Source organism: Anaerosporobacter faecicola, assembly GCF_012070565.1.
Lineage (GTDB): Bacteria > Bacillota > Clostridia > Lachnospirales > Lachnospiraceae > Anaerosporobacter > Anaerosporobacter faecicola.
The window spans coordinates 149,759-164,914 of the sequence record NZ_JAAQRO010000010.1 but is presented as its reverse complement, the minus strand read 5'-3'; the positions used below and the strand labels follow the sequence as shown (position 1 = coordinate 164,914).

Here is a 15,156-nt window from a genome sequence, read left to right as displayed (position 1 = left end):
TCGCTTACAAAAGTAGCATCTCACTTACAAAGTAGTGTAAAAGTAGCGTTTCGTTTACAAAAAATGATTCTTGATTATAAACATTGCATTTCGTCTTACAAAGTAGCATCTCATTTTACAAGTCACCGGCTTAAGGATTAATCAATCTTTTTTAGTTGTAATATTGAGATTTCTCGTATATAATGTAATAAGATGGAAGAAAATAACAATTTAAAAACTTATGTAAAATAATAATAGGAATTTGTTTGAAAGAGGGGAATAGAACATGATATTCGATCAAGAATGGCGTAAACAATCTGTTCGTAAAAAAGCCTTTTGTATTATAGACATAGTGTATTGCATATATTTAGTCCTAATGATGTTTCTAGATTTTTTTGATTTGTGGGAACCTGCCTGGTACTTATATAAACTAGGTTTGTGCGTATTATTTGTAGTACTTGGTATAAAATGTTGGAAAGATGATAGGAAAGCTTCACTTCTTTTTTGGGGAGTAACTTTATTTATACTGGTAGGTTGTATTGTTTTATTTATCTTAAAAAATGATATTGGAAACTAGGAATGTTGATTAGAATAATTTGTAGTTAATAATCGGATGATGTATAAAGTAAAAGTTTTACATGTTATATATGAAGCACCAATGAAAATGCAGTTCTGAATAGCAAAGAGGGGGTCTGAACTTGAAAATTGGAATTATAGGTTTTGGTCATTTAGCGAAATCCTTTGTAAAAGGATTATTAGCAGGACAATTGATTGATAAAAACAGTATATTTATAACGGCTAAGTCACGGGAATCACGTAAGATTGCAGCTGATGAATACGGTATTAATTACTTTGCTACGAATAAAGAATTAATTCATAACACAGACATTATATTTATTACAATACCTCCCAAAGTCTTCCGATCCGAATTCATTGATATTCAACCAATAGATTGTATGAATAAGAATATTATTAGTTTTATGGCGGGTGTTAAAGTTATTGAATTAGCATCTGCGTTTATCAATGCGAAAATATCTAGAGCTATGCCTAATGTAGGAATAGAAAAATGTAAAGGAATCATTGGATATACACCTACAGAAAATAGTACGGTACTTTATATTTTTCATCATTTGGGTGATGCTTTCTTAGTAAAAGAAGAGGACATTGAAAAAGTAACTGCTTTTGCATCTTGTGGAATAGGGTTCGCTTCGTATACATTAAATTGTTTCTATGAAGTTGGAAAACAGCTAGGTTTTTGTGAAGAAGATTCATTAATGATTATTTCTAACATTTTTAGTACATCACTACAATCGAATCGATATCAACAACTGATTACGGAAGTTGCAACAAAAGGAGGTGCAACGGAAGCTGGAATAAAAAGTTTTGAAGAAAATGAGTATAAGAATATAATAAAAAGTGTATTTATGCATCGTATGAGAAGATGAAATAAAAGTAGTTTGACCATTAAGACAAGAGCGATAAAGTTTTGGATTGATTTTATGGGAATTCTAGAAATTTCTTGGAGGAATAAAAACATGCCTGATATAAAATTAATAGAGCCAACGTTAGATTACGAAGATGATATTTGGAGATTTCGTCAGGAGATAATCGATTCAGATGATACTGATAAATTTGCAGGATGTGGAAACCTTGAAGAATGCAGCTCTGTAAAAGAGTGGATTGACACTATTAGGGTTGAGAGTAATATTGAGCTATGTCCAAAAGATAAGGTTCCCTCTACTATATATATTGCTGTTCGATTACATGATAATAAAATTGTCGGAATTATTGATTTGAGATACCATATCAATCATCCAATATTATCAACTTGGGGTGGTCATATGGGGTATTATGTTCGTTCGTGTGAAAGAAGAAATGGATATGCAACAGAGATGTTGAGAAAGAATCTGTTGAATTGCAATAGATTAGGAATTGAAAAAGTTCTAATTACTTGTGGTGCTAGTAATTATGCAAGTGAAAAAGCAATTGTTGCTAATGGTGGAGTATTTGAAAAACAAATTGAGGTAGATGGAGAGATTATTAAGAGATTTTGGATAACAATTAAATATAAGGACACATATATCTAAGAGAAAGCCGGTGCCTTTTGTTCGACTAAATATATTGGTAAATATGATAGAACATTCCATTAATTGTATCTTAGGTATGCTTAATATCTCACCACAATATTATTTTACATATGAGTCGAGTAGCATATTGGATCTAAATAAAGAACATAAAAGGATACAGGTTGAAAACATAAAAGGGGATATTTGTTTGTTTGCTGGGAAAAAAGATCGCATATGGAACAGTGTTCATGCATTTAGGCAGGAATACGATGGACATCTATCATGCAAATGAAGATGCATGGGGAAAATTAATACATTTTATTTTTTCATAGATTAAGTAGAAAAATTATTGGATTCCCTTTGGTACAGAACCATGTGTCCGTGAAAAAAGTTAAGACCAAGATCAAGGAGGAAAATCGAATGTCAGACTACCAGATACAGAAAAAAATAAAACCATCCATTGACAATCAGATTGAGCTATACTTAGTTGGAAAAGATAAAGAGAATCTCATTTCGTTTGTTTCTTTTTTACGACAGAATAAAATGTCTCCACAATGGGGCTCGACAAATTCTTATAATCTTAGTTATAAGGGAAGACGGGTATGTATCATTAAGATAGAGGAGAGGAGTTACCAGGTTTGGGTGAATACCCAATATAATGAGGCATTTAATTCTTGTTTTGCAAATGAAAGCTTGGAGATTAAAACTTTTTTACGTGATCGGATTACATATTGTTATGGCTGTGGAAGTTGTAAGCCAGGACTTGATATGGAGATATTGGGCGTTGCATGCAAAGGAGCTTGCTTTAATCCCGTTATTCGTATGGAAAATCCAGATGAAGAGAGGTTAGAACTGGCAAGAAAGTTAGTGATGTTACGTAGACAAGCAATTGCAGAAGGAAATGCGCCCAAAATAACGTATATTGCCATGAATAAAAGAAAGTAACCAAATTTCGCACGGACGTGTTTTATGTTCAGTTCAGGTGGTTTTAGTCCAAATGAATATAATATTAATAGGAATGGTGTCAATTCAATCGTTTCTTGTTATGTGCATTAGGGGGAGGAAGGATTGGCTATTTTGTATTATTTTTAAAGCAAGAAAAAGCAGATCAATAGAAAAAGCAGATCAATAGAAAAATAGATCAATAGAAAAATAGGGCAGATCATCATTTGATCTGTCTTTTTATGTATAGTTAACAGTTCGTGTAGAACAATAACATCTCAATCTTGACAGTGTTAAGATTGAGATGTATAATAACAACAAGTTAACAGCGTTAAGATTAAGATGCATAATAACAACAAGTTAACAGTGTTAAGATTGTGCACTTGATCAATTGGAGGTAGATCGATGGGAGTAGAAAAGAAGTATCATCATGAGAATTTAAAACAAGAATTAATTGAAGCAGGTATTGCGATTATTGGTGAAGAAGGGGAAAGACAGTTATCTCTTCGAAAGGTTGCTGCCAGGTGTAATGTAAGTCAGGCCGCACCGTATACGCATTTTCAAAGTAAAGAGGATTTAATTGGGGGAATACAGAATTATATCACAGACCAATTCTTGACGATCTTACATGCATCCCAAGAAGGAGTCGAACCATATAGTGATGAAGCAATCTTTCGTCTTGGAGAAGCGTACATGCAGTTCTTTATTGAACATCCCTATTACTTTCGATTTATGTTTCAAACGCCATATATGAAGATTCATATATCGCTAGAACAGTCGGATGATAATTTTCCGCCTTATGAGATTCTTAGAAAGCTTGTACTAGGAAATCTAGAAAGGCGAAAGGTTCCAAAAGAAAGTATATTGCACATGTTGATCAATATATGGGCAACTGTACAAGGAATCACAATGCTTGCAACGCAAGAAAACGTTTTATATGAAGGAAACTGGAAAGAAGAAGTAGGAAATATACTGAGAAACCAGTAATAAGAAGAAGGGAAGATGAGGAAGATGAAAAAGATGATTTGTAAGGGCATGATCGGTTTGGGGATTGCAGTTGTAATAGGTATTATAGTATTAGTTGTGTATTTTCTAATTATAAGTAGAGGGACGATTAAACCATATCGAGATGCAAACGGAAAAATACTAGAAAACAGTATAGCGGAAAAGAGAAAGGTTACAATCAATGATGTACCAAATGGTATGTTTATTCGGGGAAAAAGTTTGGATAATCCGGTTCTTTTGTTTATCTCTAGTGGACCTGGAACACCAGATTATTTTCTGAATGAAGCGTATCCGAAGATGAATCTGGAGGATTATTTTATCGTATGCCATTGGGAGTACCGTGGAACAGGAATGGTTTATGATCCAGATCTTGATCCAGATACGATAACAACAGAACAGATGATAAAGGATACGTTAGCAGTAACTGCTTATCTAAAGGAACGGTTTCATAAAGAGAAAATCTATATCATGGGATTTTCGGGAGGAACCCATATTGGACTCCAAACGGTAGCACAATATCCGGATGAGTATTATGCCTATATTGCGATGTCGCAAGTTGTGACGAAAGGACCTGACAATGATACGTTGATGTATAACTTTATGAAAGAGGTATTTACCAAGCGTAAAGATAAGAAACGTCTTAAAAAATTGGAAGCGTGTGTTACGAAAGACGAAGAGGGTATTGTCACTTGTAAGAATTGGTATACCTACGTGGATCTATTGCATCAGGCGGGTGGTGGTACAATAAAAGATAAAACAGAATTTGAGGGAATCGTACTTCCAATTCTGAAGAGTCATTGTTATACGGTGAAAGAAAAGTTTGATTACATAAAAGGAATGAAGATGTATCGTAAGACGCCATTTTACGAAGATTGTCAGCAACATGATTATCGAAAGATGATCACAAAAGTGGATATACCAGTGTATTTTATTAGTGGTAATTATGATTACAATTGCCCTTGGCCTTTGGTTGAGGAGTATTATTCCATCTTAGATGCGCCTAAGAAAAGATTTTATCTGATCGAAGATGCTGCACATAGTCCATTATGGGAACAATCCGAGAAAGTAGTAGATATCATGGCACATGAGATAAGAGAATAAGTTACGAATTGACGTTTCCCTCACGGACAGCTAAAATAAAGATAGTTTTACGAATTACGAATGGTTTTTGACACCTTAACCATAACTTAAATTTCGTTGGCGTAGATGTCTGCTATATTCACGTAGGAAGTTTAGGAACGTAAAACAATGAATACATAAAGGTACATAAAAAGCATTACGAATGCAAATTTAGGAGGAAAGATGAAAAGATTCGCATCAATAGTTAGTGGTATTATTGGACTGGTTCTAATAATCGTTGCTTTAGTAAGCAAAGAAAAGTATAATATGGCGGTTTCCGTAATAGGAGGGGCAGACGGGCCTACATCCGTTTTTGTGGCTGGTAAGGTTGGAAAATCGCATTGGTTCGAAATGATTGCTGGCGGTATATTCCTATTGTGTATTGCAATCTTATTAATTCGAAAAAGTAAGACAAAAAAGAATTAGGGTAATAGGTTTTTGACTTCCTAATCTAAAAAATGCGAATGATAAAAGTGAGGGCAAATCAATGATAAAGGTATTAGAGACTGTACTTCCGGTTCTAGTCATGCTCCTGTTGGGTATGTTCTGTAGAATAGGTGGATTTCTAGAAAAGAAGAGTATTGATAATATGAAGTTCCTTGTAACAAAGATTATTCTTCCTGTTGCAATCTTTCATGCGTTAGGAACAACGGTGTATAGTAAGAAAACAATAAGTATTGTCATAATCATGTTTACGATGTTACTGCTGTCGTTTGGAATTGGTTTTTTATTAAAACCATGGCTGAAAGGAAGTTACCAGAAATATTTACCGTTCATGGTAAGCGTATATGAAGGCGGAATGATTGCATACCCACTTTACTGCGGCCTGTGTGGCAATGAAAATCTGTCACAGATTGCGATGCTAGATATCGCAGGGTTACTATTTGGCTTTAGTGTATATATGGGACTACTAGGACAGGTGGAGAATCAGGTTGGAATTCATGCCGTTGCCTTAATAAAAGAAGCAGTGAAAAGTCCAGCATTTCTAGCTACCGTATTAGGAATTATCGTAGGAACAACAGGACTTCTACCAAGTCTGGTAGAAAGCGCAGCAGGTGGCGTGTATGGAAATGTTGAAGATATGCTTACAAGAGCATTATCACCATTAATCCTTCTGATCGTTGGGTATGAGATGCAGCCAGACATGACATTACTCAAACCTTGTCTGAAAACCATATTCCTACGGGTGATCGTTCAAGCAGCGATGATTGTATTGGTTCTTGGTGCGATTCATCAAGTGATTGATCAGAATATGCGATTGGACGCTGCTGTAATCACGTATATGTCAGCACCAGCTACATTTAGTATGCAGTCTTTTCTTAAGGAGGAGAAGGCTGGCAGATATGTTTCAACAACGAATTCCTTATATTGTTTTATCTCTATAGGGGTGTATGTTGTGCTGGCGGCGATTTATCGATAGAGGAGAGTGCGTGATGGAAGAGAAACGATATGAACAGCTATGTAACCATATGACTTTAGAGGAAAAAGCGCAGTTGGTAAATGGAGCTTCCTTTTTCGGTATGGTAAGTATTGATCGGTTAGGAATCTCTAGACTCCAATTCCTTGATGGAGGAACGGGCATTAATTTTGAACAGTTATTTGGTGATCTTGTGGAGCGGGTAGGAAACCTTGCGAATAGTACCAATGGAATGGCTGGTCAGAGTGAACTTCGTCATGTGATCGAATGTTTTTATGAACCGGAGCAACTTACATCTAAGAAAGAGCAGGAACTCTACAGTTGGCTGAAGGAACAAATTACGACAAGACGGAATGGGAAAGACTACGCACCAGGTTGTTATCCGCCAGGTATGCTTCTTGGTGCAACGTGGAATCCGAATGTCCTTGAGAAGGTAGGAGAGGCACTGGGGAAGGAAGCTAGATTATATAAAATTGATGTGCTTCTTGGAACACCCAATGTGAATATACATAGAGGGGTACTGAATGGACGTTTATTCGAAGGATATTCAGAAGACCCTTGTTTGGTGAAAGATTTGGCACCATCCTTAGTTAAAGGGGTACAGAGGCAAGGAATTGCTGCGAATGTAAAACATTTTGCGGCGAATAATCAGGAGACCAACCGTGTTGGAATTAACGAGATCATATCAGAAAGAGCGTTAGAAGAAATCTATTATCCTGGTTTTAAGGCATGTGTAACAGTAGGCCATGTAAGGACGGTTATGAGTGCGTATAATCGCATCAATGGGATACCGTGTACGGAAAACCATCATCTATTGACGGAAAAGTTACGGAAAGAATGGGGATTTGATGGCGTCGTACTTTCTGATTGGGGAGCGGTGTATCATCCTGTGGAAGCTCTGCAGGCGGGGAATGATCTTGCGATGCCAGGACCAATCTCAGGGGAACCGCTTGTTCTGGCAGTTAAGGAACATATCTTATCCGAGGACATTCTTGATCAGGCAGTAATCAGAATTTTGAAGATGCTTGATTTTACGCATCATATAGCAACAACCAGTGATGTTCATGGTGATATACAGGGTGCTTCGAAGGAATATGAAATTGATACCGAAGCATTGGAACAGGAAAGCAATCAGATTGCATACGAGGCTGCTTGTGAAGGAATTGTTCTTCTTGAAAATGCAGGGATTCTTCCACTAGGAGAGGAAGCAGTTGCAATAACGGGTAGCGGAGAAAAGAATATTGCTGCATGTGGAACGGGAAGTGCAGGGATAACCACAAACCGTGTGGGGAATCTAATGGAAAGCTTACAGAAAACGAGAAAAGTAGGAACGATGCAGGACGCTTCGATAATCCTACATGTTGCAGTGTGTAATGGCATGGAGGGAAATGATAGGCATGACATGCAGATGAATCTTGAAGACTTGCGTGGGCTCTATTCCCTTGGTGCACTTAGAGAAGAGCAGATTCCATCTACCATAAGACAACAGGTAATAGAGAATAACACGCAATTAGCAACGGAACAGATTAAACCAGTTGTTTTACTCTTGAATGTATGTGGTCCCGTTGACCTTTCCTTCATTAATCGTGACGTTGTCAAGGCTATCTTGTGTGTATTCCTACCTGGAATGGGAGGTGCACAGGCAATTACCGACATTCTCGCAGGTAAGATCAATCCGTCTGGAAAACTTCCGTTGACATTTCCAATGCGTTATGAAGATTCACCAGCATATCTTAATTTCCCTGGAGATGGTTATGAAGTTTGTTATGGAGAAGGCATCTATGTGGGATATCGTTACTATGAAAAGAAGAAAATCAGACCGCTTTATCCATTTGGATTTGGGTTGTCCTATACCCAATTTGAAATCAGTCCGATCAAACATATGTGTGTTGATCTGGAAAAGGGTGTATCCTTTGAAGTAGAGATTACGAATACAGGAAAAGTCGACGGCGCTCAGGTTATTCAGATATACGTATCCGATCCATATTCGACCTTAGGAAAACCAGTGAAGGAACTAAAAGCATTTCAAAAAGTCTTTGTCAAACAAGGAGAAAGTAGGACGGTTCCATTTACATTACAATTGCAGGATTTTGCTTCCTATGATCAGGATCTACATCAATTTACTGTGGAGGAGGGATACTATGACATTCAGGTAGCGACATCTTCCGCAGAGGAGGATCGGGTTGCAACGGAACGAATCTATCTTGATGTGAAATCACCTTATTCTTATGGACTTAAATCTACGGTAAAGACAATGTATGAGAATCGTAAGTTGAAGGAACTACTTAAAAAACTGTGGACCAAAAACAATTGGGATTGGCAGATTGTTGCCAGCAATTATGAATATACGTCCAATAGAACGATAGAAGAGATTCTTCCAGAAAAGAATGCGGACGATCTACAAGAGTTCCTTCGAGAAGTTTGGAATGTTAAGAAGATGTAGAGGCAGTTCCTAATCTCTGATAATAGGTAAAAATTAATTCGTTAATCTAAATTGATAATATATTGCAAGGGTCAAAAGGAAATTCATTTCACTCCTAGCTCGCGAGAAAATGTATATGACGTGTTGATCCTTGCATTATTATATATATTTATAGATGCAAGGAATACTATTTTATTAATTTGTAATGTCATCTATCAGGATTTGATGTTGTCTATCAGGAATACAACAATTATGGAGATATTTGTGTTATGCTACAAATGTGGCGTTTCTGATGTTATTTGATTAGACAATATAAGAATCATACGAAGTATGAGTAATTGATATCTATGAATGACATCAATCCCTTTAAAAAGGAGAGATTATCAATTATAACTATGGAGGAGTAATGGCAGAGTAGTAAATCTGGAAAGCATACAGGAAAACCTAATGTTAGACCATAGGAGGTTAAGCATGTATAAGATTAATATATTTGATAATATAAATATCAAAATAGATTGGTACATGGTATACTGGGGAATAAAACATAAAGTGTTATCGTTGGATGTGGCAAAGGATTATGCATGTAAAAGAATTGAAATAGAAGAAAGTATTTCAGATGAAGAACTTGAACTTTCATGGAAGTCAGAAGATTTTATTGAGGTTTTAGATACAATTGAAAGAATTCCTGATTTTCAGTGTAACAATGAAGAAAAATTAAATAGAGCAAAATTTATGGTCAGAATAGCTATAATAATTTATTTAAGAAAAACAGAATTAGATATTGTCACATTACTGGAAAAGATTGATATGATTTATGCTGATTTTGACTATCCGACTGATATGGAAAAGTTTATATCATATATGCCAATAGATGATAAAGACCTCCAGGTTAAGCATGCAATAAATGAATGTAGAAGTTATCTGTTAGAAAAATTAGATTTATTTATTAATGAACAAATAAAAAAATTAGAATTATTCAAAGATTAACTCAATTTTCCCAGCAAACACTTCTAAACATAGCCTGAATAAATGAAACTTGGAGCACATAGGGGCCTTATCAGCAGATATCACATCTATCGTAAAAAGTAAAGTAACTGAGTGGTTGCTGTCTCAAGCTTCATTTATTCAGGCATTATTTGAAAATGTCTGTTGGGAAAGTTGAGTATATATTCATAGTTAAAATGAATACTATTTTATTAATTAGTAATGTCATCTGTCAGGATTTGATGTTGTCTGTCAGGAATACAACAATTATGGAGATATTTGTGTTATGCTACAAACGTGGCGTTTCTAATGTTATTTGATTAGACAATATAAGAATCATACGAAGTATGAGTAATTGATATTTATGAATGACATCAATCGCTTTAAAAAAGAGAGAATATCAATTATAATTATGGAGGAGTAATGGCAGAGTATACAGTAAATCCGGACAGTTTACTGTCAACTACATCGCAAATGGAGTTGACATACTACCAAATTCTCACCCTAAGACAAAACTTGCGAAATCTAAAAGTACAATTCCCAATCTTTGATATAGAGTATGGGGAGATAAGGCATTCACTAGACGAGATTGAAAAAGAACTAGACGAAAAATTATCAGTAATGAAGCAGATGATGACAGTTCTTGAGATTATTCATAAGTGGTACATACTAAGGGAAGTAAAGATTAGTGCAATATACCAGTATTTTAGTTTAGACGAAAAGCAGGAAGATAAAGAGGATGGATCGGAAAATAAAATACTTGGGATAATTCATGGTTTATTGGATGCTGCAGGTATACTATTTGAACCTGCTGATGCAATCAATGGTGCAATATATGGTATAGAGGGAGATAAACTAAATGCAGCAATTTCTATCGGATCATGTATACCCCTAGTAGGCGATTTAGCAAAGACAGGAAAATACGGAAAAAAAGGAATTAAGTTAGCCAAAGAATTAGGGGAAGAAGGAGCCGAAAGGATTCTGAGGACTAATGCAGATGAAGCATTAGAGACCGTAGAAAGGATTACGAGAGAAGCAACAGAAACAATAAAAGATAAGATAGAAAAAGATACAGTGGATGAAGTGGGGGAGATGCTTGGTAAGGGTGGATTAAACACTGTAGATGATATTTTTACACAAGGGAAGAAGGTATTTGATGATTTTGATATTGATTCTGCTTATGTAAAACCTAAACATTTATCAACAACAGGAGGAAACGGTCAGAAATTTATAGGAGCAAATAAATCAGACGCAGAGAGTATCTTAAAAGATGTATTATCAAATGGGACGATAACTTCTATTACAGATAATGGATTAACTAAAGTTGGTAATGCGAGTTATGAAATAGTAATTGATGCTGGAAAAGTAGTTGGAACAAAAGGAGAAACTTTAGTGAAGATTGTTATTTCGTGTGATGGTGGTATGTTAAGTGCTTATCCAATAAAATAATAAGAAAGAAGGAAATAGATATGGATATAATAGGAAAATTTTTGCAAGCAGAGATTAATTCTAAAGAGTATTATGAGAGTATTACTAATTTTGTTAATTCATATGAAATTCGAAAAGGTGAATTTGAAGGAAATGAGTATGTAATAATGAAAATAGACAGGGATAATTTTATTGTCTTTCCTGAATATGATGATGGTGAAGAGGGGGTGCAAATACCATTCTCACAGTCAATTTATAAAGATAAGTTAAATGAAGAGATTGAAAAATATGCAAAAATAAAAGGTTTAATTTAATTATGGTTATACTTTAGGACTTCAAAACCCCTAACTCAAAAAGTTATCACTGTCTTTTCACGAAGTGAATGACACACAGCGATAAATATTAGCTTTTTGTCATTTACCTAAAGGGAAAAGGACACCTTATAGCAAAATTTGCTTCTAGGTATACGAAAGAAAACTTCACATTAAGTTCCAATTGACTGATATAAACGCACTCTTCATAACAAAAATTGTTACGAAAGGTGCGTGTTTTTATTATAATAATACGGAGACGGGAATAAGTGTTGTATATGATAAAAATGGAAATTATTTTAGAATTGAGGATACAACAAGACCACGTGGTAGAAATTATTTAGATATAAATGGTAATGACATGAATAATGAAGTAGTAAGTGAACAAATGGAAGAGTTAGTTTTATTAGATGAACAGTATACTTTACTTGAACAGTTAAAATTATATGACCAGATTAATGACCAGTGTGATGTAATTATTGATGATAATGAAGAGGAAGTTTTATCATTAGAAAAGATACCACTTGCATTAGAAGTGGTAAATAAAATGCTTGATGAAACTACAAATAAAGATTTAATAAAGATAAAGGGACTGTTGGAGTTGGCTTTAAAATACAAAACAATAGTCGGATTTGATTTTTAAATTATTCTATTAATTAAAGGTTCGTAAGCAAAGGAATCAGTTGCGGTAATGGAGGACAGTATATGGATAAAGTTACACAAGAATTTTTTGATAAAATGATGAGAATTATACCAGCAACAAGTCAAGGCTATAATAGGAGTATCAAAGAAAATGGTGAATTGTTAGAAACGGTAGTCATTGAAGACATATTTATGCCAGAGATTTTAAAACTTTTATTTGAGGATAAAGAGAAAGAAAAAATACAAAATATTTTTGATTTTGTTGAAGAAACGGTAAACTGTGACAAACATTTAAGAGATATTCTTTCAATAACTATGATGGAGATATTAGGAAATGATTCAGCTGTTCTAAAAATCGCTAAAAAGTATATGGGCGTGACATCTATAAAATTACAACTAGAAGCAGATAAAGATTTGGGTAGAGCATAGTTTGGTAGTATGAATTTGAGATGGACGATGAAGGATGGGTGCCAATGCAGCAATTGTTGGGTGCATTGCATAAAGATAGTAAATAGCGTTGGATTAAGACATGATAATAAACCTTGTATTTTGAAAATTGATGCAAATAGAGCTTGCGAAGATAGGATACTTTTTTATTTTAAAAGTGTTTATGGAATATTGGTTCGCTTATATGAAAACAAAGAAAATGAAATAGGGGAGATTTATGGAACAAAGAGTACAATACACTTTGTATATAATAAGATTACGGGTGCATTTGATGATTTTAAGTTTAAGTTCAAGTAAAGAGAGGATTTTTATGGATAATATTATTATTGAAAAAATATGGCAAGACTCTAATGAAATTGAATTACGAGTGACAGCAAAATCAGAATATGTTCAGGCAAAACAAAGTTGTTATGTTGAAGATGATGCTATTATGATGAATGCGGATAAAATAGAAGCATACATGAAAAATTATGATATTGAATGTTATCTTGAGTTTGGTACTAAAATTGGTAATTTTACCCCTGCGTTTTCATTGACAATTTTACCAAGTCAAATAAATAGACACGTAAAAGTAGAGGTTGATATTGAAATTGCAGATAATGATAAGCGAGCTCATAGGTGTTGTTTTTATGTAAATTGTGAATTGGGACAGATTGAGAGATTTGGAAAATTATTAAGGTCAATAGTTACAGATGAAGAAGGAGCAGTAATATCATTAACATAGGTTTATGAAAAAAGTACAATTCACTTATGCCAGTAGAAGTAAAAAATCTACTGGTTTTTCTTATGCTTGCTATGGAAGTTCAAAATTTTAATAATGTAATAAATTTTAGCAGATGCTGAACTGCTTGGAAACTACATTTTATACTGAAAGTGGTAAGACATTTTATTTTATTAGGGATATACTATAGGTGCGCCCTGAAAGGGCGCACCGCCTAACGGGTGGAACCTCCGTCTGATAAGATGCTAACCACATCATCAGTAGCAATCCTGGGTTTGTGGCAGGAATGTCATATTCTAAGCGTGGAAAGTTAGGCAGTAGGGCTAACAATAGAGCACCGAAATTAACCAAGTCTGGTAAGTCGATACTGTCTAAAGAGTGTAAGAAATAAGTGTGCTATCGCTTTAGTGAGACATCGCACACTACCAAGGTGTCCAAGAGCCAGTCATGCTATACAATGGCGGTGCGTCAACTGGGGAGATCCATTATCATTTATGTAATAAAAATCAAAATCGGGTTATCATATTGCTCGTCTTGTGTTATGATTTTAAATATAATATGAGAATTAATAGTAGTGGGTCAGTTGAAAGTAATAAGCAAACGACAAAATCTATTAGAATAAAAGAAACGAAAGAGGTTCCTATGATTAAAATTGATTTAATAACAGGTTTTCTTGGCTCAGGGAAGACAACATTTATACGAAAGTATGCCAGATATCTGACGGAGCAGGGATTACACATTGGAATTATTGAGAATGATTTTGGTGCAATAAATGTGGATATGCTCTTACTGCAGGATATAGAGAGCGAACAATGTGAACTGGAAGCAATCGTTGGAGGTAATGTTGCTTCTGATTGGAAACGACGATTCAAGGCGAAACTAATCTTGTTTGCCTTACAGGGAATGGATCGTATTATTGTGGAACCATCTGGAATCTATGATGTGAATATATTTAAAGAAATCTTATATGATGAATCGGTAAGTTCCAAATACGAGATTGGCAATATCTTCACAATTGTGGATGCTGGATTAGAGAAACAGTTGTCAGAAAAGGCAGAAAATCTACTGGTGTCACAGATAGCGAGTTGTGGCAGAGTGATAGTAAGTAAGTTGAACCAGAGTTCGGAGGAGCAGATTAGGACGACAACAAAGTATTTGTCGAATCTGTTGAATAAGTATCGTTGTGACCGAAACATCGAGAATTCTATCTTTGCAAAAAACTGGGATGAGTTATCGGGAGAGGATTTTCAATTACTAATGAACAGCGGTTGGGTAGATGCTAGTTATAGAAGATTGTCGGTTGATCAGGAAGATGCATTTACTTCGTTATTCTTTATGAATATGAATTTACCAAAAGATAAAATTACGACTTGTGTAAAGCAATTGTTCAAAGATCCTACATGTGGGAACATATTCCGAATCAAAGGTTTTTTCGAAATGGAAGACGAAACGTGGCTGGAAGTTAATGCGACGAGAGAACATCTTGCGACGCGGTCCGTGGAGAAAGGACAGAAAGTACTAATTGTAATTGGAGAAGATTTGAATAAAGAGGCGATTGAGGCATATTTTAATTAACGCAAACTTCACAGTTCAATTGCTGCTCTGAAATTTCCCTCTTGACTTGAAGTTAACTCCAGAGCTTATAATAAGCGTGTGCTTGGAAAGGAGGAGGA

General features: G+C 35.0%; 15 protein-coding genes. All 15 read left to right on the top strand.

The window, feature by feature from the left end:
* Positions 1-677 precede the first annotated feature (677 nt).
* Positions 678-1,424: a pyrroline-5-carboxylate reductase family protein gene (locus tag HBB17_RS07155; RefSeq protein WP_167956793.1), complete on the top strand. Its 747-nt coding sequence runs from the start codon at positions 678-680 to the stop codon at positions 1,422-1,424.
* A gap of 54 nt (positions 1,425-1,478) precedes the next feature.
* Entirely contained in the window at positions 1,479-2,066 is a 588-nt protein-coding gene (locus HBB17_RS07150) for a GNAT family N-acetyltransferase (RefSeq protein WP_238483696.1), read from the top strand.
* A gap of 399 nt (positions 2,067-2,465) precedes the next feature.
* Positions 2,466-2,990, top strand: a complete 525-nt coding sequence (locus HBB17_RS07140) for a hypothetical protein (RefSeq protein WP_167956791.1) — start codon at positions 2,466-2,468, stop codon at positions 2,988-2,990.
* A 402-nt stretch (positions 2,991-3,392) separates the two neighbouring features.
* Positions 3,393-3,974 carry a TetR/AcrR family transcriptional regulator gene (locus HBB17_RS07135; RefSeq protein WP_167956790.1) on the top strand — a complete coding sequence of 194 codons (582 nt, stop codon included), beginning with the start codon at positions 3,393-3,395 and terminating at the stop codon, positions 3,972-3,974.
* A gap of 24 nt (positions 3,975-3,998) precedes the next feature.
* Entirely contained in the window at positions 3,999-5,093 is a 1,095-nt protein-coding gene (locus HBB17_RS07130; protein WP_167956789.1) for an alpha/beta hydrolase family protein, read from the top strand.
* Positions 5,094-5,294: 201 nt separating this feature from the next.
* Entirely contained in the window at positions 5,295-5,537 is a 243-nt protein-coding gene (locus tag HBB17_RS07125; RefSeq protein ID WP_167956788.1) for a sodium ion-translocating decarboxylase subunit beta, read from the top strand.
* A gap of 61 nt (positions 5,538-5,598) precedes the next feature.
* Complete coding sequence (locus HBB17_RS07120; RefSeq protein ID WP_238483695.1) at positions 5,599-6,531, top strand: AEC family transporter; 933 nt, start codon at positions 5,599-5,601, stop codon at positions 6,529-6,531.
* A 13-nt stretch (positions 6,532-6,544) separates the two neighbouring features.
* Positions 6,545-8,971 carry a glycoside hydrolase family 3 N-terminal domain-containing protein gene (locus HBB17_RS07115; RefSeq protein ID WP_167956787.1) on the top strand — a complete coding sequence of 809 codons (2,427 nt, stop codon included), beginning with the start codon at positions 6,545-6,547 and terminating at the stop codon, positions 8,969-8,971.
* Positions 8,972-9,421: 450 nt separating this feature from the next.
* On the top strand, positions 9,422-9,937 hold the full coding sequence (locus HBB17_RS07110) for a DUF2247 family protein (RefSeq protein ID WP_167956786.1): 516 nt from the start codon (positions 9,422-9,424) through the stop codon (positions 9,935-9,937).
* A 420-nt stretch (positions 9,938-10,357) separates the two neighbouring features.
* Positions 10,358-11,383, top strand: coding sequence for a hypothetical protein (locus tag HBB17_RS07105; RefSeq protein ID WP_167956785.1), 1,026 nt, complete (start codon positions 10,358-10,360; stop codon positions 11,381-11,383).
* A 20-nt stretch (positions 11,384-11,403) separates the two neighbouring features.
* On the top strand, positions 11,404-11,676 hold the full coding sequence (locus HBB17_RS07100; protein ID WP_167956784.1) for a hypothetical protein: 273 nt from the start codon (positions 11,404-11,406) through the stop codon (positions 11,674-11,676).
* Positions 11,677-11,857: 181 nt separating this feature from the next.
* Positions 11,858-12,316: a hypothetical protein gene (locus HBB17_RS07095; protein ID WP_167956783.1), complete on the top strand. Its 459-nt coding sequence runs from the start codon at positions 11,858-11,860 to the stop codon at positions 12,314-12,316.
* A 62-nt stretch (positions 12,317-12,378) separates the two neighbouring features.
* Positions 12,379-12,744 (top strand): DUF7674 family protein, encoded by a 366-nt coding sequence (locus tag HBB17_RS07090; RefSeq protein WP_167956782.1) that lies wholly within the window; start codon positions 12,379-12,381, stop codon positions 12,742-12,744.
* Positions 12,745-12,979: 235 nt separating this feature from the next.
* On the top strand, positions 12,980-13,486 hold the full coding sequence (locus tag HBB17_RS07085) for a hypothetical protein (protein WP_167956781.1): 507 nt from the start codon (positions 12,980-12,982) through the stop codon (positions 13,484-13,486).
* Positions 13,487-14,125: 639 nt separating this feature from the next.
* A complete protein-coding gene (locus HBB17_RS07080; RefSeq protein WP_167956780.1) occupies positions 14,126-15,058 on the top strand; it encodes a GTP-binding protein in 933 nt (310 codons plus the stop codon).
* Positions 15,059-15,156 lie beyond the last annotated feature (98 nt).